Consider the following 23300-nt stretch of genomic DNA (forward strand, 5'->3'; position numbering starts at 1 on the left):
GAGCCGCTCGTCACGTCGTGGGACCGCGCCGGCTTGGCAGTATGAACGGGTGCCCCAGACTGTTCTCCTCGCCGAAGACGACCGCGCCATCCGCAACGCGCTGGAGCGTGCGCTGACCCTGGAGGGCTACCAGGTCACCGCGGTCGCCGACGGCGTCGAGGCGCTGGCGCAGGCCCACCGCACGCCTCCGGACGTGCTCGTGCTGGACGTGATGATGCCGGGCATCGACGGTCTCCAGGTCTGCCGGGTGCTGCGCGCCGAGGGCGACCGCACCCCGATCCTGATGCTGACGGCGCTCGTGGAGACCCAGGACCGCATCGCCGGCCTGGACGCGGGCGCCGACGACTACGTGGTCAAGCCCTTCGACGTGGAGGAGGTCTTCGCCCGGCTGCGCGCCCTGCTGCGCCGCACCAGTGAGGCGAACGGCGCCCCCGTCGACGTACCCAGGCAGGCGCCCGAGGCCCCCGCCGCGACGGACCGGCTGATCGAGGCGGCCGGCCTGCGGATGGACCCGCAGGCACGGCGGGCGTGGCGGGGGGCGCGGGAGCTGGAGCTGACGCGCACCGAGTTCGAGCTGCTGGAGCTGCTGGTGCGCAACGCCGGCATCGTCCTGGACCACTCCACGATCTACGACCGGATCTGGGGGTACGACTTCGGCCCCGGCTCCAAGAACCTCGCCGTCTACGTCGGCTACCTGCGCCGCAAGCTCGACGAACCCGGCGCCCCGCAGCTGATCCACACGGTCCGCGGGGTGGGTTACGTGCTGCGGGAGGACTGAGTGGGCCCGGCCCGCCGAAGGCTCGGGGAGCTGTTGCGGGGGCGGCGCAGGAGCGGGCTCGGCACCACCTTCGCCCTCTCCTTCGCGGCCGTGACCGCCGCGGTCACCGTCCTGGTCGGCCTGCTGTCGTACACCGCCGCCGCCCGGCTGCTGCGGGTCGACCAGGAGTCCGCGTTCTCCGAGATCGTGCAGGACCTGCGGGGCGAGGTGCGCCGGCGGCCGATGACGACGCAGGACTTCTCCTCCTCCGCGCCCGGGCACGATCTCGTACGGCCCGCCCGTACCGACGTGCAGGTGCTCGGCCCGGACGGCGCCGTCGTCGACCCCGGGCGGCCGGGACTGCCGGTCACGGCCGCCGACCGGCGGATCGCGACCGACGCGACGGCCGGACGGCTGGTCCAGCACAAGGACGTCGACGTCGGCAGCGACGTCTACCGTGTCGCGACGGTCGCGCTCGGCGGTGGGCGGGGCGCGGTGCAGGTGGCCCAGGAGTTCAGCGACACCGAGGACCTGCTGCGGGCCCTGCAGCAGCGGACCCTGCTGCTGATGGCGGCCGTGGTGACGCTCGCCGGGCTCTTCGGCTGGTGGCTCGCCCGGCGCATCACCCGCCGCCTGGTCGTCCTCACCGCCGCCGCCGAGGACGTCGCCCGCACCCGCCGCCTCGGCATCCAGGTACCGGTCACCGGATACGACGAGGTGGGCCGGCTGGGCCGCGCCTTCGACCGCATGCTGGGCCGGCTGGCCCAGTCGGAGGAGGACCAGCGACGCCTCGTGCAGGACGCGGGCCACGAGCTGCGCACCCCGCTGACCTCACTGCGCACGAACATCTCCCTGCTGCGCCGCATCGACGAACTGCCGCCCGCCACCCGTGCCGAACTGGTGGCGGACCTGGGCCAGGAGGCACGCGAACTGACGGACCTGGTCAACGAGTTGGTCGATCTGGCGGCCGGTCAGTCCGACGCCGAGCCGGTCCAGCGGGTGGACCTCGCCGACATCGCCGAGGAGGTGGCGGGGCTCACCCGGCGCCGTACGGGGCGGCGGATCCAGGTCCGCGCGAGTGGGGAGACCGCGACCGAGGGGCGGCCCGCGATGCTCCAGCGCGCGGTGACCAACCTCGTGGAGAACGCGGCGAAGTTCGACCGCGACGGCAGCGCACCGATCGAGATCAACGTCGCGGGCCCCGCCCGCCCCGGCACGATCCGCGTCGAGGTCCTGGACCGGGGGCCGGGCATCGCCGAGGACGACCTGCTCCGGGTCTTCGACCGCTTCTACCGCGCCGCCGACGCGCGGTCCCTGCCCGGGTCGGGGCTGGGGCTGTCGATCGTCCGGGAGGTGGCGCTGTCGCACGGCGGGGCGACGTTCGCCTTCCGGCGGGACGGGGGCGGTACGGTGATCGGCTTCTCGGTGGGCGGGTCCGCCTGACCGACTGCTCCGTTCGGCCCTGTACCGGAGCGGGCGATCGACGGTTCGGGGCCCGCTCGCGGGCGGGACGGGTACCGGCGGCGGGTCGCCGGAGCCAGGGGCCGCCGTGAGGCTTCGACCTCCGGCTCCGCGGGGGTCCGTCCTTGCGGTCGCGCAGCGCCCGGGAGCGGGGACCGGACGCCGAGGTGGTGCCGTACCACCTGCGGAGACACCGTGAGGCCGCCGGGCCCCGAGCGGGGTGGCCCTCACGGCGGCGGTGAAGGTGCGGCGCACGGCGTGGGCACGAGGTGGGTCCGGGGCCCGTGCGAGTCAGGACGCCGTCCGGTCCAGTTCCTCGCCGATCGCCTCGCGCAGCGCGTCGTGCCGCGCACCGAGTGCGTGCCGCTCGTCGCTGAAGTGCTCGCGCGGGTAGAGCCACACGGGCAGGCCCACCAGACCGGCCGGTTCCCAGTCGAACCGAGGCCACACATGGGCGTGCAGGAACGGGTCGGTGTTGCCGAGGATCTCCAGATTGACCCGCCGGAAGGCCGGATCCAGCCGTGTGCAGGCGCGTTCGACGGCCTCGCCCAGCCGGTCCATGTCCGACAGGAACGCCAGCCGCCTGCTCCTCGGCAGGTCCGACAGCCGCCGCACGCCGGGGTCGTCCACGAGGAGGACCGAATACCCGGGCAGGAACTGCACGTCCCCGATGACGGCGAACCCGGCCGCCAGTCTGCGCAGCACCGTGGGGTTCGCTCCCCGGAGCGCGCTGCCGATGCGGTCGTTGCGCCAGTCGTCGGTCATGATCGGCGACTTTACCCACCTCGCCGCTGGAGGTCCGGGCCGTCACCGGTACGGGCGGCCGGTCCCGGGTCAGTCCGTCGCGGACCGGGTGCGGCGGGCGTAGGCGCGGGCGGCGCGGGCGCGGTCGCCGCAGCGGGTGGAGCACCAGTGACGGCGGCCGTGCCGGAGCAGGTAGCGGTTGCAGGGCGGGGAGCCGCAGGCCGTGAGGCGTTCGGCGTCGGGGGAGGTGAGCAGGTCGGCGGCGTCGGCGGCGAGGGTCGCCAGGGCGTGGTCGACGATCTCGGTGGTGGGGTGCGGGGCCACTCGGTGCGGGCCGTTCTTCTCGTCCCACCGCAGAAGCGGTGCCGTCGGGACCCTGGTCAGCGCGTCGTTCACGGCGGCCAGGGCGGCCGGCAGGGCCGCGACCCCGGCGATCCGCGCGTCGAACAGGGACCGGACCTGCTCCCGCAGCGAGCGCAGCTGGGCCGCGCACATCTCGCGCATTCCGGCGTCGACCGGGGCGAGACCGCGGTCGGTGAGCCACCGGTTCGCCTCGGCCGGGGTGCCGAGGAGGTCGACGAAGTGCCCGCCGGGAAGGGCGATCGCGGTGTTGGCCAGGGCGAGGGCGGGGTACTGCTCCTCACCGGGGGCGGGTGACACGGCCGGGTCGGCGGACATGGTCTCCTACAGCTCTCGTCATGGCACGGATCGCTGCCATCCGTGAGAAGAGGCTACCGAACCAGGGCCCGTCCGGTCGGCGGGGCAAGGATCACCTGGACAACCTCGGCATGCCGGTCATCCACGCCAGCCAGCACGTCGAGGGGCGGCTGAGCGTCTACCTCTACGACGTCGTCGCCGCGGTGCACAGTCGGTCGCCCCCGGCGGCTATCCGATCTGTCCATGACATCGTCATGGATCAGCGCGAAGGCGTGAAACATCTCCAGCGCCGCCCCGACTCGCGCGACCATCGGCGGCAGCCCCACGCCGCCGCTAGCATGCCAGCCCACCGCACAAAGCACAGGGCGGATCCGCTTACCTCCACTGGAAACGAAGTCCTGGAGCACCTGTGCGACTTCAGAAGGAAGCCGCCGGGCAGCGGCGGAATGCCCCTGCTCGGCCAGAAAGTCCGCCAGAATGTCGTCGACTATTCCCCTCACCGCCGCTACATCCAGGTCCTGCGACGTCACCGAACTGGCCATTGGCCTTCACCTCCGACCATCGTGCGAACGCGGCTCGCAAGGAACCGCCCACCTTCGGTCACTGTCTCCTCCCGCGGCGCGGTCCAGCCGATCGCTAACGGCGTGCGACTTACGGGATGCAAACGGTAAGGGATCTTGCTCTTCATATGGGTGAGGAAACGGGCTCCGGCTGGTCCGCCGTGCGCGGGCCGGGGAGTTCACCGGTCTTCGGGGCAGCGAAGTCGGCGTGCGCGGCTTCGACGGCTTCGGGGTATTCCTCGCGCGGCCTGATCGGCGAGCGCCCCCTAGATGCTCGCAACAGAGGGTTGCGTCCCTTGCACTTGCCTGTGGGGATGATCAGGTCGGGCTGGATCTGCTCGATCTCGCCGTTCGCCCGCGGCGGAGCACGGTGCGGAGCATGTCGTCGGTAATAACTGGTGGCCGGCCGCCGTGCTTGCCCTTGCGGACCGCGGTGTCGAGCCCCTCCAGCGTGGACTCGCGGACGTTCTCGCGCTCGCTCGCCGCCGTGGCGGCGAAGAACGCGAACAGCAACTTGCCGGTTCCGGTGGGGTCGTGGATGCCCTGGAGGGTCCAGCGAGCATTTTCCAGGACCAGGCTGTGGGCGGTGAGGTGGCCGGCGAGCGCGGTGAGTTCGGCGGCGTCGCGGCCGAGTCGCGTCAAAACCTCCACCAGCATCCCCGCTACCAGTCAGGGCACGGATGCGGGCAAGAAGACATCCGATGCGAAGTGGGAGTCAAGCGGCCAGGGTGGGGTGGGGTTCTCGGTTGGTTGGGAAGGCCACGGCCTCGTTGAACGGGACGCGGTGGAGAAGGCAGTGGTGAAGGCAGCCGATCATCCGGTTGAAGAGGTTTCTCTGGGCGGCCGTGTGTCGATCTCCAGCCTCACGTCGATGGCCGTAGTGGGCCCGAGCTCCCTCCGAGTGGGCCATCGCTGAGAAGGCCCACATGTAGCCGACGCCGGCCAGCCGCTGGTTCTTCACCCTGCGGGCCGCTCTTGCCGGAAGCCCTTGTGACGGGAGTGGATCCTGCGTACGCCTTCAGGCCTCTCACGTCGGCGAACCGGGTCCTGTCGTCGCCGATCTCGGCCAGAACTCGGGCCCCGCTGAGCGGGCCCAGCCCGGGAAAGCTGGTGATGATCTCAGCGTCGGCGTGGGCTTCGAACGCCTGCACTGCGGCTTCGGCGAGATCGTCGGCGCTCGCGCACGCGGCCTCCAGCTGCCGGAGCAGCGCGAGCGCCTGGCGTCCCATGGCCTCCTCGACAAGGGGACGATGGCGCATTTGAGAAGCGCGCAGCGCGCCATGCAAACGCTTGACCTCCCTGTCGATGGTGTCTCCAAGTGGAGATCTCACGCTGAAGGAGAATCTCGGCACTCGCCCCGCCGACTGGCCGTCGTCGTGCCACCCGCAATGCCGCCCGCCTCCTGACGGAGCCGTACGAGTGATGTTCCTGACCCAACTGGTCAACTTTACGTTTTCACCTTCATGCAGGCGAGGTACAAAGAATTCGCACCGGAACTCCGCGGCAAGCGGGCGCCAGCGTGAGAAAGGGAGACATGCTGTGTCATGGATCAGCGGGCAATGCCAAGGTGACCGTCGGTACGAGTGCACCTACGCCGCTTGGGACAATTGGAGCGCTCAGTGGTGCCGGGACTCGGACTACGCGTGCACCAATTGGGACGATGGCGGTTACCTCATCAATGTAGTCGACCACAACGCACAGTCGAGCGGATGGTGAGCAGCATGCCGGAGTACGAGGAACTCGACCCGCGAACCAGTCGCGGCTATCAGGACCTGCTCAACGAACTGCCTCAGATGGCCAACCCTCCTCTCGTCGCCGAGGCCGATCTGCGAGAGCTCGTCAAGATCAAGCCAATCCTTGACCACCTGCAATTCCCCATCAATAGCGCAGGTCAGATGCTGAACCAACTCGGCGGGCCGACAGCAACATTCGATGTGCTCGGTGTCCAGGTCTCGCCGGCGCGCATGATCAAGTATCTCCCGGCGTCCTTCTTTCCCGTTCAATCCATGGAGAGCCTCGTGGAGAAGCTGGCAGAAGTCATGCGCGAGAACCGGAAACAGGTGGACGCCGTCAAAGAACTCAAGCAGCTGCGCACGGAGCTTCCTCAGATCCAGTACCCAGTGCAGAACCGGAGCGCACTCGCGCAAAAGATCGGTCCGAACAAAGTCTTTCGAGTGATGGGGCGCTATCACCGCGTAGCGGATGCGGTGAGCGCTGTCACAGACGACATGTTTCCCATCACGTCCCAGGGTGACCTGGAACGGAAGATCGCATACCTCATGCAAAATCGCCCCCTGATCCGCCCGCACGAAGCGTAATGGAGTAGTCGTGCAGGGGTCGGCACAGCCGTTGAAAATTGAGGAAGACGTCAGCGAGTGGCCGGTCGCCATGTTGCTGGATGAACTTTGGCTCCGCGGTCGTCGTGCCCTGGTCCGGACGCTCGAACGCGAGGGCATGTGGCCCAGCCGAGAACAGCAACAGGCCTATCGCTCTCAACAACGAGACCTGGGCCGAAGTCTTTGCAGTGAGGTAGTAGAGCCGTGCGTGGGGCCGAATTATCGTGAACTGCTCCACGGCGATACCGTATGGGGTCCCGCCAACCGCTCGGTGCGTCGCAGGCTGCCTTATGTTTTGGCATTCGGCCATGGCGTGACCACGACCGTCCGCCGTGTTGTGCGGGGCGACCGCTTGTCCGAGGAGGCCGGTAAGGCAAGCGCTCTTTTCAACCTCGGTGTCTCACTCTTCGACCTTACCCACGACGGCTTCCCTGATCTGGCGACTCGCCTTGGCGAGCTCTTGACGCCCGAGAGTGTGGCTGGGGCTGCGGCGGGTGCCGCCGACGTCAGCCTGGCTGAGTCACGGCGAGCCGAGGAATCGCCGGAGGTGACACTCCTCCTGGCTATCGTCACAGACTTCTTCCGCAGAGTGTCTTTGCTCGAAGCCAGGAAGAACCGGCGCAGTGAGCTGGTCGAAGCAGTCGTTACCGCGCACAGTGTCGAACTCGAGTCGGCTCGTTGCCCAGCCTCCTCCTCGGCGGCCAAGTCCCTCTCGGTGGAATCATCAAAAGCTCCATTCCGGGTGCTTGGGTGCCTAGCTGCGCTGGACTTGGACGACGCTGATGCCAAGCTCATCCGTGACATCTGCGATCGGCTCGGCGCGCTGTTCGCAATCGTCGACGACCTTAGCGACCTGGTCGTTGACATACAGGACGGTGCGCTCAACAGCTTGCTACTTTCAGCCGCCTCAACGGAGCGCTGTACGGATCGGGACATTATCGAAGGACTGCTCGACTCGGGCGGCATCCAAAGGGCTGCGGCTGAGGCAGCATCAATTCTGCGTGAGCTCGCATCATTCCCTCAGGCAAGTGAATGCGGACTTGCTGAATTCCTCCACCACAGCATCCGAGCGTGGATTGAATGAGTACCATCTCTGCTATTTCACAGCGAGCCTTGTCTAGCTCTATCGCCAGGGCGATCGGTCATCTCTGTGGCAAGCTTGATGCAGACGGTGTGTGGCGGGACTTCCGAACGTTGGCTGGAACGAGTTCCGATTGGGTGACCGGTTACGTCTGCTGCGCCCTTTCCGAATTGCACGACGTGTCACCACACGCCAGCCTGGCCACTCGACGACTCATCGCCCGGCAGCGTCCCGACGGTGGTTGGGCGTACAACACGGCCGTGCCCAGTGACGCGGACAGTACCGCGTGGGCTGTGACCGCCCTGACCACCGTGCCGCGCTGGCGCCCATCGGCCCTCCTGCGAGCAGCGACTTACCTGACTCGGCATCAAGATCCTCAAACCGGAGGAATCAGCACATACGACAGCGCCGACGGCATCGAGCGCTTTATCGGCGCTGAGCCCGAGATGGTCACGGGTTGGACGCAGCCTCACCTATGCGTCACTGCGAGCACGGTTACCGCTCTTGCCGCGCTTCGTGGCCCGGACGACAACGTCGTGAGCCGAGGCGCCTCGTACGTAAGGGACACCCGTGACGATGACGGCTTGTGGCGCAGCTATTGGTGGCCGGGCATCACGTATCCCACCTACATCGCCCTCAAAGCTCTCGCTTCTGCCCGCAGAGTGGACGCTGGACTCATGCGCAACACTCGCGATGCCCTTTGCGAGCGAGCGGAAGCCGAGGGAGCGTGGAGCGGCTGTCCGGAGGTCGGCCCCTCCGCTTTCGCCACGGCTCTCGCACTGCGCACTCTGCTCTTTGGGGGATCTACGCAATGCGAAGTTTTGGTGTGGGCCGTGCGGCATCTGCTCGACGTGCAACTCGATGACGGTTCATGGCCGGCAGAGCCCATCCTCCGGATTCCATCGGCGAATGTGATGACCCCCGACAAGCAAGGCCAGTGGCTCACGGATGCCCTGGGCACTGGCGTTCTCGTAAGCGACTTCAACCAAGTCTTCGGTACGGCGACAGTCGTGAACGCCCTAGCTCGGTACCGCGAATTGACCGCTCAGTGACTCAGTGACTGTGCATCGGCTTCCGACCGTGCCGCGCACAGCCTTCCGGCTAGTGAATGCCTCGCGCCTCCTCATGGTTGTCTTCGGACACCAGGTACCTGCGCGATCCGGCCACGCAGATATCAGGCGATGCGCACGGCACCGCACCAGGACCGGTGTCGCGCGGAGCCGAAATCAGCCTACGCCCTGGAGACAGTCCCCCCATGATCCCTGAGCGTGAAACCCACAGGGTGAGCAGCACTCGCTTCCAGGCCGTATACGACTCGCCCGCCTCGCTGCCCGGCCGCTACCAGTGGGTTACTAGGGAAGCGGACGTACGCGAGGTGGAGCAGCTCCTTGGCATGGACGCCGGCACGATCGGGGCCCCGCTCTGGGTGAGCGGGCCGCTTCGTGCTCGCCCACAGCCCGACGATGCGGGCATTCGTGCGAGACCTCCAGATGGGTGGCCCAAGCTCGCGCAGCTGCGCTGACTGGCCCAGACGTTCGGATGACTGGTTCACCGGGCGTCTCGGGGCGGCTGGTTATAGGCAAAGGCGAGTTCTTCCACGCTCGCCGTGCCGCTCCAGTTGACGATCTGGCGGCCGCCACCGCCGAGCTCCCGAAGGACGACCTTCCGTGCTTCCCGCGCCAGATCCGTCACCGTCATCGGGGGATACGGGCTGGACGAGATTCCGTTGCTCGGCAGGCGGGCAGGTACCCCGGTGAACGATCCCTCCCCGTGCTGCCATTCGTACGCATGCCCCCGGGCCTCCGTTGCAGCCAGGACAAACCAGTGCTTCATCGTCGGCAGAGTGCTCGGCACGGCGGCACGGCGAACGAGGTGTCCACGACGAGGATCACTGCCCGTTCATGTGACGTCCGGGTAACGGACCTCGACGAGGTGATCCCGATGGCGCTCGGCGGCGTTCCCGACGACAGCGTGGACCCGCACGTCCCCGAGACGGTGCCCGTGGTCGCCGTGAACAAGGGCCTGCTGGAGAGGTCGGTGGCCAACGTGGCGGAGAACGCCGTCAAGTACAGCCCGCCGGGCGAGAGGGTCCTGGTGTCGGCGAGCGCCATGGCCGACCGCGTGGAAGTCCGGGTCGTGGACCGCGGCCCAGGCGTCCCCGACGAGGCCAAGGACCGCATCTTCGAACCCTTTCAGCGCTACGGCGACGTCCCGCGCGGCAACGGTGTCGGCCTCGGCCTCGCGGTGGCCCGGGCAGGATCGGGCCGGGGCGCTGGCGGACCGACTCACTGCCCACGAGGAGCGCACTCGCCTGAGCCCGGGGTGACTGAGCCGTTACTGCCCGAGCGTGGAGCGGGGGCCTTCCCTGGACGCCGAGCAGTACGCGGACACGCCCGGCCGTCCGGTCTGGCGGAGCATGCGGGTCCGGCTCCGGTAGGGCCAACCCGAAGACGGATTCGGGGGACAGCCCTGATGATCTCGGGCTCGAAGGACGCTGAGATCTCCTCACCACTCTTTTCCGAGGAGAGCCCCGATGCATTCAGCAAAGCCTCAACCATGGAACAAGACGGGACGGCGAGGCTCGTTCGCCGCCACCACGGCGGTACTCTCGGCGCTCGTCGTCTCGGCGGCAGCCGTGGCACACGAGGACGCGCGGCAGCAGCCGCGCGCCGCCGAAGGGAGGGTGTGGACCGGCGCGTGGGGTACAGCCATGCAGAAGCCCGTCGAGGGCAGCGAGGACTGGGGCCCCAACTGGTCACGTCAGGGATTCGCCGACCAGTCCGTACGCCAAGTGGTCCGTATCGCAACCGGCGGTTCCGCGTTAAGGATCCGGCTGTCCAACTCCTACGGCACCACGCCGCTGCGGATCACTGCTGCGACCGTCGGCCGGTCCGGCGGCGACGCGCAGGTCTGGCCCGGCACAACCCGCCCCCTGACATTCGGCGGTAGCCAGGGCGCCACCATCGCTCCCGGGCGGGACGTCGTGAGTGATGCCGAAGCACTGAGTACCTCCCCGCTGGAGAAACTGACCGTCACCCTGTACCTTGCCGACCGCACTGGCCCGGCCACCTTCCACCGGTTCACCACCGCCACCTCGTACCGCGCCAACGGACGCCATCTGACCGACTCCGACGGCGCCGCCTTCAAGGAGTCGACGAACGCCTGGTACTTCCTAAGCGGTGTGGAGGTTGCCGGACCCGCTTCCCCGCGCGGCACAGTGGTCACCTTCGGAGACTCGCTCATCGACGGCACAGGGGCCACGCCCGGCGCCGACAACCGCTTCACGGACAAGCTCGCCGAACGCCTGGTTGCCGCCCGCCGTCCGCTGAACATCGTCAATGCCGGCATCGCCGGAAACCGGATCCTCAACGACTCTCCCTGCTACGGGGACAGGGCGACCGACCGCTTCCGGCGCGACGTACTCGACCGACCCGGCGTGCGCACGGTGATCGTCCACCTGGGCGCCAACGACATCGGCGCCCCCGAGATGGGCGACCCCTGCATGGACCCCGCACCCCACGTGACCGCACACCAGATCATTCAAGCCCACAAAGAGCTGATCCGCGCCGCCCACGCCCGCGGCGTCAAGGCCATCGGCGCAACCATCCTGCCCATGAAGGGCGCTCTCTTCCCCATTTACAGCGAGCAAGGGGAAAAGGTCCGGACCGCTGTCAACCACTGGGTTCGCACCGGTGGCGCATACGACGCTGTCATCGACGTCGACCGTGCTTTCGCGAAGCCCGCCGATCCCGCCCTGCCGCGCCCCGGCTACGTTTTCCAGGACGGTCTACACCCTAATGAAGCCGGATTCCACGCCATCGCCGCTGCCGCCGACCTCAACACGCTCTGAATCACCGCGCCGCAGCGTCACGACTTCATGACACAGCAAGTCGACTCGACGGGCCGTACCGGCAATCCTTACCGCAGCATCGACAGTTACGGGACAGCCTTGAGAGGTCGTTTTCTCTCAGTGTTTCATCCCGGAATCTGCTGTTGGGTCTGGGGTGCCGGGTCGCGCCAGGAGACGGTGGCTTCGCGGTCGACGAGCAGTTCCGCGACGCGCCGCTGATCTGGAACCACCACCAGATGGACCATGAGCAGCGGCCCTGCTCGGCGGCGATCGGCCTGGGCAGCCACGACCTCGGAGTCGCCACCACGGCCGCCGACCTCTTCCCGGTCGTGGTGATCAGCGGCGGCAACAGCCCCACCACCCAGGCCCGCTTCCCGCGCGGTGAGGCCGTCCACTACCGCGAGCACGCCCTGAGCCCGGGCGTGCCGGACAAGGCAATCGGAACCCAAGGCGGCCGACACCGGCCAGAACATCACCTTCTCCCGCGAGCTGCTGGCCGAGGCCGGCATCGCGGTCGCACCTGATCGGCGCCGCGTCGGGGCGCCGGGAGACGGCGGTGACCCGCCCGCCGCAAAGGGCGAGGCCCGAAGACCCCGCCCGCTGCCTATGAAACCCCAGGTCAGGGCCACACCAGGCAGTAAGGCTGATGCCCCGCCTCATGCAGGCGGTGGCTGAAGTCCTGCCACTCGTGCAGCGATTGGGAGAGGCGGGGCGCTGGCCTGGGGTTTCTCTGTGAAGCGTGCGTTGACCTGCGGAAACACTCCTCGGTAGTTCTCACGGGTCAACGCCGTTTCCCGGACTCATGTGCCCTGGATGTGCCCTCCGGGGACCTGGCTGGGGAGGCGTTCATGCCCAGTTTTCGCGCCTAGGGAGCTCTCGACATGCGACGGACGTCCTGTGTGCTGCATCCGTTCCCTCCGGGGCCGGACGAGGGGGAGCTTCGGAGATGCCCGTCGCGCGTGACACCAGGAGTAACGTGGCAGGTGCGAGGCGGAGTCCCGTCGTCGCACCAGCCCTCAGACGGGTGGTCATCATGACCAGCTCGGATACACCACCTGTTCCCCGGCGTCTGCCCAGCGGCGTCCACGAGGCGGTGCGGCCAGGGTGTGCGCTTCTCCGGCTGGAAACGACCGAATCACGCGAAGGCGTCCTCGACGGCGCGTGGTGGCCGCGCTCGCGCGACATCGGTGCTGAGCTGCCCGCGCTCCTGAGCGCCCTCATTGCCCACCTCGGCCCCGTGACCCGTGTGGGACTGGACACCGCGGCCTGGGAAGGTCTCCCGACGCGTATCGCCGTGGACGACCGGGTGGTGCACATTGATGCCTTCCCGGTCGGTGACGACACGGTCCTGATTACCCGGGGCGACACGGACATTTTCTCTCTGCTCGTGGTCCCGCCGGACGCGGCACCGGACGCCGCCCGCGCCGCGATGGCCCAGGCGGTCCGGGCAGACAACATCAGCCAGGCGGAACAGATTCTCATCGACACCGGGAGCGGGCACGGTTCGCCGGGCTGACGGGCCCGCCGCCGGGCGCGACCAGCAAAACGGTGTCGGGGGGTTCAGCCGCGCCACTCCACCATGAGCAGCGTTGCGTCATCGCTGGTCTGTCCGCCCCGCGCCTGCTTGAGCGTGTGGGACAGGGAGCGCGTCACCGCCCGGATGCCGCGGCCGGTCCTCTCCAGATGGTTCACGCAGTCGATCAGCTGGTCCTCCCCGAACTCCTCCCCGCCGCTCCTGTGCTCCTCGACCACTCCGTCGGTGAAGCAGAGGACTCGGTCCCCGGGCACCAGCCCCAGCTCGCTGATCCGGGGCTCCGAACCACCGAGGCCGACGGGGAGGGTCGTCGGGGCGGCCAGACGCCGCGCGACGCGGTGGTCGCGGACGAGGATCGGCGGCGGGTGTCCGGCGTTGACCCACTGCACCCGTCCCGTCGTCGTGTCCAGCTGCATCATCTGCGCGGTGACGAAATGCTCGGGACCGAATTGCCTGGCCACGGCGCGGTCCATGAACGCGTAGATCTCCGGCAGTCCGATGCCGGCGCGGCGGGCGTGGCGGTAGGCGCCGATGGCCACCGTGGCCATGGTGGCTGCGTCCAGTCCGTGGCCCATCGCGTCGATCATGGCCACGTGGAGGACGTCGTGGTTGAGCGCGTAGTCGAAGCTGTCGCCGCCCACGTCGTAGGCGGGTTCCAGGATCCCGGCCACAGCGACCCGGGGCATGATCATCGCAAGCGGTGGCAGCAGTGACCACTGGATCTCCGCGGCGACGCTCATCGCCTCACCGCGTCGGACGTCGAAGAACAGGTCGGAGTAGCCGTGCTTGGTCACCAGAAGGTCGGCCACCAGGCCGGAGATCCTGAGCAGCAGGCGGCGGTCGTGGGCGTCGATGCTGTCCAGCGTCACCGCCATGACCCCTACCTGGTCACCGCCGTCCAGCAGAGGCAGATGGATCCGGACGCCGTCTTCCTGGGGCACCTCCACGGGGACCGCGTCGAGAAAGCAGCGGCCCGCCTCGGAGTCGTCGATAACCTGCGGTTCCCCGCCGGCGAGGCACTCACCGGGCAGCGGTACGAGCAGCAGCTGGCCGTAGTCCTGCAACAGCACCTGTGGACGGCGGCCACCGAGCCGCTCCACGACGTCGGCGACCAGGGGCCCGATGAGGTGGGGCGGGAGTTCGTGCGCGCTGTCGAGGATCTTTCCCAGGAGAGCTTCCCCGAAGCTTTCGGACCGGTCCGTACGCTGTACTGCCGTCATCCCCTCACCTGCCGCGGTCACGCTTCGTGTGGGGGCGGGCCAGGATGACGAAGGGTCTGTCGGTGCCATGGCTCCATCACGGGGTCGTGGACGCCCGGCCTGCCGGCCACGGAGTCGGCCGGGTCGGGCTGCTCATCTCGGTCCGGCTCCGCCTTCCGACTCCCAAGCGTTCTGTCCGTCGAGGCCGCTCTCGGCGAGTGCCAGCAGGCGCGGAGCCGACAGTGGGTTCCCGGCGTCGGCGGCGGCGGTCAGCAGCCTGGTGGCTACTCCGACCGGCTCGTCCGGGGGGATCACCAGCAGTTCCCAGCGTCCCACGGTGCCGCAGTCCACGGTGATGGCATGCGCCTCGGCGGCCGAATCGGTCAGGACCACCTCGATCACGTGGCCGGGCGCCATCACCTCCTGCGGAGCATCGGGCCAGGCGGCGGACCCCACGGTAACGCGGGTGACGGTGCCGCTGCTCGGATCCAGGGAGCCGACCAGCGCGGGCAATTCGAGTTCGAGTGCGTCGCAGCGCGGCCACCATGCGCCGTCCAGCGGGCCATGGCTGACGTCCGGCGTGAGGCGCAGCCGGGGCATGGGCATCCGGTAGGAGTGTCCGTAACCTGGCGCGGTAACTTCGGCGGGCTTTGTGATGGCGTTCATCGTGCGATCCCGTTCCGGGCGCTGCTTTCCGGCTGCCCGTGTCAGTCACTCGCCGGGAACGGCGCCGCCGTGGTCGTACGCCCGGAAGTTCTCGGTACCTCCCACGCTACTCCCAGCCGTGGCGGGCGGCGTGGTGCGCAGCCATCGCGCCGAGAGGCAGGCAGCCATCGCGTGGAGGCACCTCGGTACGGCGGACGACGGGTCACGTGACCGCCCCGGCCGGTACGACCGCCGGCTCATCGCTCCTCTGCCACGTCATCGGCGTGCCGAGGGCTGCCCTTCGGCGGACAGGGTCAACACGCAGGGGGCTACGGAGCCGGGCAGCCCGACGACCTCACCCATGTTCTGCCAGCCCCAGGACGAGAAGGCGGCTTGTCCTGCCCGGTCGGCAGGATGCAGCAGGGTGATCCCGAGGGAGGAGTGCAGCTCTGTGAGCAGACGCTGTTGCAGCCGGCGGGCGATGTCGCGGTGCTGAACGTGCGGGTGGGCCACGACCTGGGTGAGGACGACGAACCGTGCGCGGGAGGTGAGCCGCTGGATGATCTCCTGGAGCGTTCCGTCGGACCCCCGGCTGCCGGGGCCTTCAGAGCCCATCGGAAAACCGAAGGCGCAACCGACCAGCACCGTCGTCTCGGCGACCAGCAGGGCGAAGCCGGGGCGGCGGGCGGTGATCGACAAGCGGTGCAGGAAGTCCCCGCGGTTGTGGTACCGCTCGCCCGTGGTGCCTGCGACGGACTCCGCAGCCAGGTCCGCGATGTCCGCGCCCATGTCTTCTGCCTGCCAGCGGGTCAGCCGACGAAGGCGGATCCCGTCCTTGAGGACCGGCTGGTCCGGTCGGCGAGCGGAGTCCTCGGGCGCCCCCGTCGCCGCACTCATGAAGCCGTCGGATGCGGCGGGCGGCAGGGGACTCGCGGGGGCCGTAGGGAGCAGCGAAGTCGATCCCGTGGCATCGAGGACCCGGGTAATCTGAGCGCACGGATGGTGCAGCCGCAGGCGAGCGTGGACCCGGCCGGCGCGCTGTGCTGCCGACAGGAGGACGTCCAAGCCCCTGGCGTCGCAGGAGCCGACTGTGGTCAGGTCGATGTCGATCACGGTGACACCGTCCAGCAGACACTGCTCCACTGCGGCCCGCAGCGGCGGCGTCGTGGCCGGCCCGATGTCGCCGGCAAGCGTGACGAGCGTCCGCTCTCCTCGGTTCCGCCGATGGATGTCCAGCCGGGAAAAGGTCATCACGTCTCCCCTCGGCGAGGTTGCGGACCTGCACGGGCGCTCAGCGCGATCCTTGCCGTGATGAGCTTGCGCTGAGTTGCTTCGACCGCGGCGTACATGGCCCCGACCCGTCTCCGCGCCGACCGCTGGGGCGGCCCGGATTCACTCGTCTCTCGCCGAGGACGACCCGGCGTGGTGGCCCGGAGTGCGTGATGCCCTCGGTACTTCAACCGTACGTCTGCCGCAACCGGAAGCGGCTGGGTCGAAGGGCGCGGCACGGTAGGGGCCGCGTCACTTGAAAGGCCGTTCTCCCACGTCAGAACGGTGGTGATGCTGCGGCTGCTGGTACGTGTGCACCTCACAGCCGAGGGCCGGCAGGGTAAGGGGGCACCACCTCGCCCCTGCCCTGTCGCGACAGGTGCCCGGATGCGCGCCGCTCTGGACACAACACTGGCCGCCGCGCAGTTCCCCTGGACACAGCACAACACTGCCGCCCGCGATCGAAGCCGGGCGGCAGAGCGGGCGGACGAATTGAATGCCAGCTCACTTCCGAACCCACACGCGACACGACCTCCACTCACCGGGTCTCCGAACCCATTCGAGCGAAACGTCGCACGCCAGGAGGATCGGTCCCTACGTGAAAGCCAGCGCTCATGGAGCAGATGACCCACCTGTTACCGAAACCGTCCCGCGAAGGGGGACGTGGCAGGGGCGAGCATGTAGCGGAGGAAAGCGGCGAGGTCGGCGAACGCTGAACGCGGTCACTCATCTCACCGTGGGGGCGAGACGCTATCCCAGAAGAGGCGCTCGGTCAGTTCCAACCGTCCAGCGACACCTGAGGCCCGCCGGCCAGGTAGCGATGAAGGGCGCTGGCGGTGGTCTCCACGAACTCTTCGGGGATGGCACCGGTGTCGACCCAGCGGACTTGGGCGTGCTTGCGCGGTTCGCGGTTCTCCGGCTCGCCGGACCATTCATGGGCGACGAAGACGACCGTGAGGAAGCCGTTGGGGGCTTCCACGCCCCAGGCGCCGTGGATGACGTGGGCGACCTTGAGCGCTTCCGGCTTGACGGTCATACCGGTCTCCTCGTACAGCTCGCGGACGGCCGTCGCGGTGATCGGCTCGCCGGGCTCGCTCTTGCCGACCGGGAGATCCCACTTGCCCCTGCCGAATTTGGCCTGGTCGCTGCGCTGGAGGAGGACCACGCGGCTGGTGGCCTTGTCATGGACGATGACGGCGGCGACCAGCAGGGTCATGGATTCCAGGGTGGGCATGAGCGCTTTTGGCTGGTCATCGGCTGTCGGCTGAGCCACGGGGGTCCCTTCCCCGACCGGATCGGTGGGCATCTCGGCCGTACCTCTCGATCGGCTCCTCTACTTGAAGGCGAGCTCTCGGAAGTTGTTGCGGACATCGGTCAGCGGTGCGCGGTCGCGGGTGTAGTAGAGCTTGTTGGTCAGGAGCACCGCCCAGCGGTCCTTGGTGGGTGAGATCCACATGCCCGTGCCGGTGAAGCCGTAGTGGACCCAGACGTCCTCCTCGATGGTGGTGCCGGGAGCGGGGTGCCAGAACAGGCCGCGAGCGGGCTGGAGCTGCCCCGTCTCGATGGCCAGGGACCCGTTGATCCACTCGATGCCGAAACCAGCCCGGAGCTGTGACGCTGCGGGGGCGAGCATGTACTGGAGGAAGACGGCGAGGTCGTCGAGGACGGTGAAGGCGCCGGCGATGCCGCAGACGCCGCACAAGAGGCGGGCCGAGAAGTCGTGGGCGACTCCCTTGAGGTGGGTGTCGGTGTCCTGGTCTAGTTCGGTGGGCGCGCAGCGCGCCGCGAGGCTGGCGGGCAAGGGGCCGAAGCGGGTGGAGGTCATGCCCAGTGGGAGCCAGGTGCGGGTGGTGGCCAGTTGGTCCAAGGGCTGGCCGGAGAGGTGTTCGGCGAGATAGCCCAGGATGAGGGCGGCCCGGTCGGTGTACTCGACGGCTTCTCCGGGTGTCCGATGAAGTTGTTCTTGGAGGACGCCTCGGCGAATCTCGTAGGGGTCGGTGCCGTAGAGGTTCTTCAGCTGCGCCCGCAGTGGGACGCCGGCGGTGTGCGTCAGCAGCTGCCGGGCGGTGACGGATCCGAGCGGGTGCCCGGTGACCTCCTGCCAGAAGCTGCCGAGCGGCTGGTCGAGGTCGAGGGTGCCGTCCTCCCACAGGGCTCCGATGGAGGACCAGACGGCCAGGATCTTGGTGAGGCTGGCGGCGTCGAAGACGGTGTCGGTGCGCATCGGCACCTCCGGCTCGTCGGGGTCGAGGACCCCGGTGGTGCCCCGGGCGAGGGTGCCGGTGGCGTCGCCGAGGGCCCACACGGCGCCCGGGTACACCTTGTCGCGGACTCCCTCGTCGAGCAGGGCTTCGATGCGGTCGCGGTCGTACGTCATGGTCTCCCTCTTCGCCGGGGTGTCCCGCCGGTCAGCGTAGTGACGTTCGTGGAGCGGTTCGGGTAGTGACGTGTCGGGTCGTCTGGCGGTCGGTTCAGGTGAGCTGTCGGCCGAGGTCGGTCAGGGATCGTGCGGTCGCCGAGAGGGGATAGCGTGCCGCGTTGGCATAGCCCGCCTGCCGGAGGGCAGTCATCAGCCCGGGTGTCCTTCTCAGCCGGTCGAGGTCGCGCGCGAGTGCGGCGGAGTGGGTGAAGTCGGTGGCCATGCCGGAAGCGGCGAGGGCTTGATTGAGGCCGGGGACGGGCTGGTAGAGGACGGGGAGCCCGCACGCTTGGGCTTCCAATGCGACGAGTCCCATGGCTTCCAGGGTGGTGGACGGCACGACTAATACGTCGTGTTCGGTGAAGGCTTTCCATAGCTGTGGGCGGCGGAGCCAGCCGAGGTAGCGGACCCGTACGCCGGCTCGCTGCAGCAGTGGGGCCAGTACGTGGAACTGGGCTTTGGGCGCTGCGACGCTCAGCTCGATACCGGGCACGGGAGCCAGGCTCTTGATCAGGGCCTCGGCACCCTTTTCGTTGGTCAGGCGTCCTGCGTACAGGAGCCGCAGGTGGCTGGCGGAGGTGCGTGCCGGCCGGGCGGGCGGGGCGGTAAGCAGGTGGTCGGGGATGCCCCAGGGGATGTGGGTGATCTTGCGGCGTTCGATCTGCGGGGCGAGCTTGAGGAGGCGGTCGGCCATTGCGGTGGTCGGGACCACGATGGCGTCGGCGGCCCTGGCTGTTTCGCGTAGCACCTGGAGCTGGTCTCGGTGGGTCTCGGCGAAGAGCAGGTCCGTGCCGTGGACGAGGGCGATCCGGGGATGCGAGGGCAGAGCCCGGATGAGGGCAGGAGTGGCGCCGAATGCGAGGTGCTGCAAGTGGAGGACGCCGATCTGTGTGGGATCGAGCGTGGCTGTAAGCGCCCTGCGCAGGGTGGTGACGTAGCGGCTGAAGGCTGCTCCTTCCAGGCATTTGCCTGCTGCGGGGAGCAGGTTGAGGCCGGCGGGTGGACGGGGAGCGTGACCAGGTGGTGCGAGCATGAAGGCGTGGGCCGGGATGAGGGGTTGCTCGCCGGTGTAGAGGTCGAGGAAGAGTTCGACGCTGCCGCCGGGGCTTCCGGCGGGGAGATCCAGGAAGGTGGCGGCCATCGGGCCGGTGGCCGAGCTGGCGTTCACCGCATTTCTCCGTCGATCTCCTCGTAGAGGCGCGAGATGTCGATGCCTTCCGTGGACGCGTACTTGGCCGGCTGCTGCTGGTAGCTGGCCGGGGCGCCGAAGGTGGTGAGGAAGACGAGCTTGCCGAAGGTCATGCCCGGATACACGCGCACCGGTCGGGTGGCGCGGATCTCCAGCGTCCAGCGGATCGCATGGCCCTGGTGTCCGAGCGGAGCCGACACGTGGACCCAGATGCCCAGGGAGCCGATGGTGCGGTCGCCGTTCAGCAGCTGCGCGTACGTCTCCGAACCGGTCCGTTCCAGGGTGATGCCGAGGTAGAGCAGGCCAGGGCGCAGCACCAGGCCGGCGTCGGGGATGGACTGCTCGGTGAAGGTGGTGGGCATTGCGGCGTCGAGGTCGCCGTCGCAGACGCGGATGGTGTTGCCGAGGCGCCAGTCGTAGGCGTTGGGGGAGACGCGGCTGGGCTCGTACGGGTCGATGGTGATCTCGCCGGCCTGGACGGCGGCGGCGATGGCGGGGCCGGTGAGGATCACGAGGCCACCGCCCGGAGTCGGGTGAGGTCTCGCCAGTAGGCGGAGGGCTGCGGGCCTGTGGCGGCCTGGTACTTGCCGCGGTAGAGGTCGATGGCGCCGGTGGAGAGGAAGAACATGATCTGCCCGATTTTCATGCTGGCGTACACGCGCAGCGGTCGGATCGGGGTGAGCATGAGTGTCCACTGGCCGTGGAAGCCGATGTCGCCGATGGGGGCGGTGATCTCGACGAACAGGCCGAGGCGGCCGACGGAGGAGCGGCCGAACAGCAGCGGGACGAAGGTGTCGGAGCCGACCTCTTCGAGGGTGTGGCCGAGGTAGAGCTCGCCTGGCTGGAGGACGTGCCCGTCCGGGCCGATGGTGGTTTCGCGGGTGGGGTTGGGCCGGTGGGCGTCCAGGACCGTGCTCGTGTACGTGATCAAGGTGGGGCCCAGACGCACGTTGTAGCTGTTGGGGTTGACCTGGTCGGCGGCGAAGGGGGTGATGCGGAGGCGGCCGTCGTGAGCGGCTGCGGTGATCTCCGGGCCAGTGAGGATCATTAACTGCCTCCTTCCGCGGTGTCGGGGGCGGTGAGGACGTGCTGGACAGCCTGGTCCAGACGCAGGCCGGCCTCGTGCGTACGCTCGCCGAGGTAGTTGTCGGCGAGGTAGTCGGTGGTCAGCACGGTGGTGACGGCATCCGGCAAGGGATCGGGGGCGGTGACGAGCGGGCCGGTCTGGGTGGTCAGATGTGACAGCCAGCCGGGGAGGTCGCTGCGTGCCTGCTCAGGTACGTGGGCGTGCACCAGTTGGTTGGCGAACGGTTCGATGGAGAGCAGGTGGCCCTGGGTGAGGGTGTCGCCGAGTGGTACGGCGCGTAGTGCCGTCTCGTTGAGGATGACCGTGTCTGCCCCGAGTGCCGTACGCAGGCGGGCGGTGAGGTCCACGAGCAGGCTGCGCCGGTCGAGGGACTGGTGGCGGTAGGCCGGTCTGATCGGGCCGAGGACGCCGGCCAGCTGCTGCTTGACGTCCTCGATGCGTGAGTGCAGGCCCGCAAGCTCCGTGGGAACGACGCTCGGGGCCCGATCCGGGAAGGACGTGGTGCCCGCACCCCATCCCGTGCCCACGGGCGTGGCGATGGTATAGCCGCCGGCGAGTTCCCGACCCTTGACGACCAGGGTGTCGTCGACCCGGACCGGCCCGTACTGATCGCTGTGGCAGTGCCCGGCGAAGACCACATCGAGGAACGGACAGGCTGCCGCGAGTTTCCGGTCCTCGTCGAAGCCGGAGTGGCTGAGCAGGACCCAGCTGTCCACCTCGTGGTGGTGAGCGAGCATCAGCTCGCGTAGGGCCTGGACGGGATCAGTGACGCAGTGGCCGGCTCGCTGGGCGACCGGGATCGAGTGGAAGGCTTGTCGGCCGATCACAGCGGTTACGCCGATGCGACGTCCAGTGATGTCCGCGATGTACAAGCGGCGGAAGAGTGCGTCGCCGGTGTTGGCATCGACGGCGTTGGCACAGACAGTGTGCAGGTGGAGGTCGGGTTCGAAGTGGTGGGGCCAGCCGTGGTTGCCAGGGGCCAGCATGTCGTACAGCCCGAGCAGGATCTCGCGCTCGATCGTGCCGCGACCGAGGCGGTAGTACCCACTGCCTTCGAAGAAGTCGCCGCAGTCCACGATGAGCGAGGTCGGGCGCAGCGCGTGGAGGTGGGTCAGGAAGGGCGCGGCGTTGTCGAAAGCGGAATGGACGTCGGTCGTGGCGACGATCTGGCGCAGGTTCCGGCCGTCGGTGGTCATGGGGTGACCTCGCAGATGTCGGCGCCCAGGATGCGCAGCTTGCCGGACAGGTCGGCGTGGCCGCGGCGCAGCTGGTCGAGGCCGCCGATGGTGGTGACGCCCCGGGCCGTGATGCCGACGACCATGAGGGCGGACCCGGTGCGGATGTCGGTGGCTTCGACGCCCGCGCCCGTCAGCTGCTGGGGCCCGGTCAGGCGGCATTCGGTGGGGGAGATCTCCTCGATCCGGGCGCCCAGGCGGGTCAGCTGCGGCAGCAGGTTGCCGTGGCGGCCGGGATTGATGGCGTCGGCGAACAGATGCGTGCCGGGCAGTCCGAGGGCGAGTGCCATGAGCGGTGGTTCGAAGTCGGCGTCGAGGCCCGCAGGGCTCAGAGAGGCGACGGCCCGCAGGGGACGACCAGTGGGGGCTGTCTCATGCGCGCGGACAGTAAGGCCACCCGGCTCCGCGTCTGCGGGGATGCCGAGCTGATGAAGGGCAGCCACGAACGGGCCTACGTCCTTGCCCTGCACGCCGTCGATACGGGCAGTACCGCGCGTCGCGGCGATCGCGCAGGCCAGCGTGGCTGCCTCGATCTTGTCTCCGGGCACGGTCCAGGCAGCGGGGGCAGTCGGCGGCGAGGAGGGCGGCGAGAGAGTCAGTACATGCTCGTTGGCGCGCGTCTCCCAGCCCACCGAACTCAGGGCGTCGAGCACGCTCAGGACTTCGGGTGAGAGGTTGGGTTGGCCCAGCCGTAAGGGGCGGCCGGTTGTGAGGGCGCGCAGTATCGCGGCCACGGTCGCACCGCGAGAGCGGAAGGGCAGTGCGATGGAGACGGTGCCCGTGTGAGAGCTGAGGGCTTCGATGCCGTAACCGGAGCTGTTCTGCCGGCTCCGGTCGCCGAACGCCTCGTACACCTTGAAGTGCAGCTCCATCCCGCGCGCACCGATCCGGCAGCCACCCGGCCAAGGCAGCCGCGCCTGGCCGTAACGCGCGAGCAGGGCGGGGACGAGGTAGTACGAGGCGCGGATGTGGGCTGCCTGCGCCAGATCGGGCAGTCGTTGAGATGCCTCCGTCGGCAGGATCACGTAAGTGGCTGGTTCGCCGACGGGCTGCGTGACATGCCAACCCGCCTGGTGCAGCAGAGTGAGCATGATCTGGACGTCCGTGCTGTCCGGGACGTTGCTCAATCGGCCCGGGCGACCGAGGGCCGCCGCGGCGGCCAGGAGCGGCAGAGCGGCGTTCTTGGAGCCGTCGACGCTCACGGTGCCGGCGAGCGGCGGCCCGGGGCGTACGGCGATCACCTCGGCGGCCACGCCGGGGGCGTGGGTGGTCGTCAT

At 68.8% G+C, this 23300-nt stretch carries 22 protein-coding genes and 3 pseudogenes; 9 read left to right on the top strand and 16 right to left on the bottom strand.

The window, feature by feature from the left end; all coding sequences use genetic code 11:
• The first annotated feature begins 49 nt into the window (after positions 1–49).
• Complete coding sequence (locus tag ACWCPI_RS05410; protein WP_451036871.1) at positions 50–778, top strand: response regulator transcription factor; 729 nt, start codon at positions 50–52, stop codon at positions 776–778.
• Complete coding sequence (locus tag ACWCPI_RS05415) at positions 779–2200, top strand: HAMP domain-containing sensor histidine kinase (protein WP_451036872.1); 1422 nt, start codon at positions 779–781, stop codon at positions 2198–2200.
• Positions 2201–2509: 309 nt separating this feature from the next.
• On the opposite strand, the gene ACWCPI_RS05420 is transcribed toward ACWCPI_RS05415, so the two are convergent.
• The 5 genes and pseudogenes from ACWCPI_RS05420 to ACWCPI_RS05440 all read right to left on the bottom strand — a co-directional run.
• Positions 2510–2983 (bottom strand): diadenosine tetraphosphate hydrolase, encoded by a 474-nt coding sequence (locus tag ACWCPI_RS05420; protein ID WP_451036873.1) that lies wholly within the window; start codon positions 2981–2983, stop codon positions 2510–2512.
• Between the two features lie 69 nt (positions 2984–3052).
• Positions 3053–3640, bottom strand: a complete 588-nt coding sequence (locus ACWCPI_RS05425) for an ABATE domain-containing protein (protein WP_451036874.1) — start codon at positions 3638–3640, stop codon at positions 3053–3055.
• A gap of 53 nt (positions 3641–3693) precedes the next feature.
• On the bottom strand, positions 3694–4161 hold the full coding sequence (locus tag ACWCPI_RS05430; RefSeq protein ID WP_451036875.1) for a polyprenyl synthetase family protein: 468 nt from the start codon (positions 4159–4161) through the stop codon (positions 3694–3696).
• 336 nt (positions 4162–4497) lie between these two features.
• Positions 4498–4836: a recombinase family protein gene (locus ACWCPI_RS05435; protein ID WP_451036876.1), complete on the bottom strand. Its 339-nt coding sequence runs from the start codon at positions 4834–4836 to the stop codon at positions 4498–4500.
• Positions 4837–4894: 58 nt separating this feature from the next.
• Positions 4895–5486: pseudogene (locus tag ACWCPI_RS05440) on the bottom strand (transposase); the annotation flags it as partial.
• 414 nt (positions 5487–5900) lie between these two features.
• Between ACWCPI_RS05440 and ACWCPI_RS05445 the strand changes: the two are divergent.
• The 3 genes from ACWCPI_RS05445 to ACWCPI_RS05455 all read left to right on the top strand — a co-directional run bounded on the left by ACWCPI_RS05445 (position 5901) and on the right by ACWCPI_RS05455 (position 8648).
• Positions 5901–6497 (top strand): hypothetical protein, encoded by a 597-nt coding sequence (locus ACWCPI_RS05445; protein WP_451036877.1) that lies wholly within the window; start codon positions 5901–5903, stop codon positions 6495–6497.
• A gap of 331 nt (positions 6498–6828) precedes the next feature.
• Complete coding sequence (locus ACWCPI_RS05450) at positions 6829–7599, top strand: hypothetical protein (protein ID WP_451036878.1); 771 nt, start codon at positions 6829–6831, stop codon at positions 7597–7599.
• A gap of 134 nt (positions 7600–7733) precedes the next feature.
• Complete coding sequence (locus tag ACWCPI_RS05455) at positions 7734–8648, top strand: prenyltransferase/squalene oxidase repeat-containing protein (RefSeq protein WP_451036879.1); 915 nt, start codon at positions 7734–7736, stop codon at positions 8646–8648.
• Positions 8649–9144: 496 nt separating this feature from the next.
• Here ACWCPI_RS05455 and ACWCPI_RS05460 read toward each other — a convergent pair whose 3' ends face one another.
• On the bottom strand, positions 9145–9429 hold the full coding sequence (locus ACWCPI_RS05460) for a hypothetical protein (protein ID WP_451036880.1): 285 nt from the start codon (positions 9427–9429) through the stop codon (positions 9145–9147).
• A gap of 75 nt (positions 9430–9504) precedes the next feature.
• Here ACWCPI_RS05460 and ACWCPI_RS05465 point away from each other — a divergent pair.
• The 4 genes and pseudogenes from ACWCPI_RS05465 to ACWCPI_RS05480 all read left to right on the top strand — a co-directional run.
• A pseudogene (locus ACWCPI_RS05465) lies at positions 9505–9856 on the top strand (sensor histidine kinase); the annotation flags it as partial.
• Positions 9857–10306: 450 nt separating this feature from the next.
• Positions 10307–11446, top strand: coding sequence for an SGNH/GDSL hydrolase family protein (locus ACWCPI_RS05470; protein ID WP_451036881.1), 1140 nt, complete (start codon positions 10307–10309; stop codon positions 11444–11446).
• Positions 11447–11682: 236 nt separating this feature from the next.
• Positions 11683–11962: pseudogene (locus tag ACWCPI_RS05475) on the top strand (ElyC/SanA/YdcF family protein); the annotation flags it as partial.
• Between the two features lie 517 nt (positions 11963–12479).
• Positions 12480–12962, top strand: coding sequence for a DUF5994 family protein (locus ACWCPI_RS05480; protein WP_369365184.1), 483 nt, complete (start codon positions 12480–12482; stop codon positions 12960–12962).
• Between the two features lie 44 nt (positions 12963–13006).
• On the opposite strand, the gene ACWCPI_RS05485 is transcribed toward ACWCPI_RS05480, so the two are convergent.
• The 10 genes from ACWCPI_RS05485 to ACWCPI_RS05530 form a co-directional block, all read right to left on the bottom strand.
• The gene (locus ACWCPI_RS05485) at positions 13007–14200 is read right to left on the bottom strand and encodes a PP2C family protein-serine/threonine phosphatase (protein ID WP_387144423.1); all 1194 of its coding nucleotides are present in this window, start codon (positions 14198–14200) and stop codon (positions 13007–13009) included.
• A 132-nt stretch (positions 14201–14332) separates the two neighbouring features.
• Positions 14333–14845, bottom strand: a complete 513-nt coding sequence (locus ACWCPI_RS05490) for a DUF5994 family protein (RefSeq protein WP_229865389.1) — start codon at positions 14843–14845, stop codon at positions 14333–14335.
• 255 nt (positions 14846–15100) lie between these two features.
• Positions 15101–16075, bottom strand: coding sequence for an STAS domain-containing protein (locus ACWCPI_RS05495; RefSeq protein ID WP_451036882.1), 975 nt, complete (start codon positions 16073–16075; stop codon positions 15101–15103).
• A gap of 790 nt (positions 16076–16865) precedes the next feature.
• Positions 16866–17399 carry an NUDIX domain-containing protein gene (locus ACWCPI_RS05500; protein WP_382075918.1) on the bottom strand — a complete coding sequence of 178 codons (534 nt, stop codon included), beginning with the start codon at positions 17397–17399 and terminating at the stop codon, positions 16866–16868.
• A 27-nt stretch (positions 17400–17426) separates the two neighbouring features.
• Positions 17427–18470, bottom strand: a complete 1044-nt coding sequence (locus tag ACWCPI_RS05505) for a serine hydrolase domain-containing protein (protein WP_351222846.1) — start codon at positions 18468–18470, stop codon at positions 17427–17429.
• Positions 18471–18564: 94 nt separating this feature from the next.
• Entirely contained in the window at positions 18565–19653 is a 1089-nt protein-coding gene (locus ACWCPI_RS05510; RefSeq protein WP_067057800.1) for a glycosyltransferase family 4 protein, read from the bottom strand.
• 23 nt (positions 19654–19676) lie between these two features.
• A complete protein-coding gene (locus ACWCPI_RS05515; RefSeq protein ID WP_451036883.1) occupies positions 19677–20213 on the bottom strand; it encodes a dCTP deaminase in 537 nt (178 codons plus the stop codon).
• Positions 20210–20749 (bottom strand): dCTP deaminase, encoded by a 540-nt coding sequence (dcd, locus tag ACWCPI_RS05520; RefSeq protein WP_381553419.1) that lies wholly within the window; start codon positions 20747–20749, stop codon positions 20210–20212. Before dcd ends, ACWCPI_RS05515 begins: the two co-directional genes overlap by 4 nt.
• The gene (locus tag ACWCPI_RS05525) at positions 20749–21984 is read right to left on the bottom strand and encodes a bifunctional metallophosphatase/5'-nucleotidase (protein WP_451036884.1); all 1236 of its coding nucleotides are present in this window, start codon (positions 21982–21984) and stop codon (positions 20749–20751) included. Before ACWCPI_RS05525 ends, dcd begins: the two co-directional genes overlap by 1 nt.
• Positions 21981–23300 (bottom strand): UDP-N-acetylglucosamine 1-carboxyvinyltransferase, encoded by a 1320-nt coding sequence (locus ACWCPI_RS05530; RefSeq protein WP_351222890.1) that lies wholly within the window; start codon positions 23298–23300, stop codon positions 21981–21983. The genes ACWCPI_RS05525 and ACWCPI_RS05530 overlap by 4 nt, the downstream gene beginning before the upstream one ends.

This window comes from Streptomyces sp. NPDC001920 (assembly GCF_053594495.1).

Bases quoted from the DNA above. Each gene is read 5' to 3' on its own strand.
- ACWCPI_RS05505 (WP_351222846.1), bottom strand. From the start codon at position 18,470: ATGACGTACGACCGCGACCGCATCGAAGCCCTGCTCGACGAGGGAGTC.
- ACWCPI_RS05480 (WP_369365184.1), top strand. From the start codon at position 12,480: ATGACCAGCTCGGATACACCACCTGTTCCCCGGCGTCTGCCCAGCGGC.
- ACWCPI_RS05420 (WP_451036873.1), bottom strand. From the start codon at position 2,983: ATGACCGACGACTGGCGCAACGACCGCATCGGCAGCGCGCTCCGGGGA.
- ACWCPI_RS05525 (WP_451036884.1), bottom strand. From the start codon at position 21,984: ATGACCACCGACGGCCGGAACCTGCGCCAGATCGTCGCCACGACCGAC.
- ACWCPI_RS05530 (WP_351222890.1), bottom strand. From the start codon at position 23,300: ATGACGACCACCCACGCCCCCGGCGTGGCCGCCGAGGTGATCGCCGTA.
- ACWCPI_RS05510 (WP_067057800.1), bottom strand. From the start codon at position 19,653: ATGGCCGCCACCTTCCTGGATCTCCCCGCCGGAAGCCCCGGCGGCAGC.
- ACWCPI_RS05495 (WP_451036882.1), bottom strand. From the start codon at position 16,075: ATGACCTTTTCCCGGCTGGACATCCATCGGCGGAACCGAGGAGAGCGG.
- ACWCPI_RS05490 (WP_229865389.1), bottom strand. From the start codon at position 14,845: ATGAACGCCATCACAAAGCCCGCCGAAGTTACCGCGCCAGGTTACGGA.
- ACWCPI_RS05500 (WP_382075918.1), bottom strand. From the start codon at position 17,399: ATGCCCACCGATCCGGTCGGGGAAGGGACCCCCGTGGCTCAGCCGACA.
- ACWCPI_RS05430 (WP_451036875.1), bottom strand. From the start codon at position 4,161: ATGGCCAGTTCGGTGACGTCGCAGGACCTGGATGTAGCGGCGGTGAGG.
- ACWCPI_RS05435 (WP_451036876.1), bottom strand. From the start codon at position 4,836: ATGCTGGTGGAGGTTTTGACGCGACTCGGCCGCGACGCCGCCGAACTC.
- ACWCPI_RS05425 (WP_451036874.1), bottom strand. From the start codon at position 3,640: ATGTCCGCCGACCCGGCCGTGTCACCCGCCCCCGGTGAGGAGCAGTAC.
- ACWCPI_RS05445 (WP_451036877.1), top strand. From the start codon at position 5,901: ATGCCGGAGTACGAGGAACTCGACCCGCGAACCAGTCGCGGCTATCAG.
- ACWCPI_RS05460 (WP_451036880.1), bottom strand. From the start codon at position 9,429: ATGAAGCACTGGTTTGTCCTGGCTGCAACGGAGGCCCGGGGGCATGCG.
- ACWCPI_RS05485 (WP_387144423.1), bottom strand. From the start codon at position 14,200: ATGACGGCAGTACAGCGTACGGACCGGTCCGAAAGCTTCGGGGAAGCT.
- ACWCPI_RS05470 (WP_451036881.1), top strand. From the start codon at position 10,307: ATGCAGAAGCCCGTCGAGGGCAGCGAGGACTGGGGCCCCAACTGGTCA.
- dcd (WP_381553419.1), bottom strand. From the start codon at position 20,749: ATGATCCTCACTGGCCCGGAGATCACCGCAGCCGCTCACGACGGCCGC.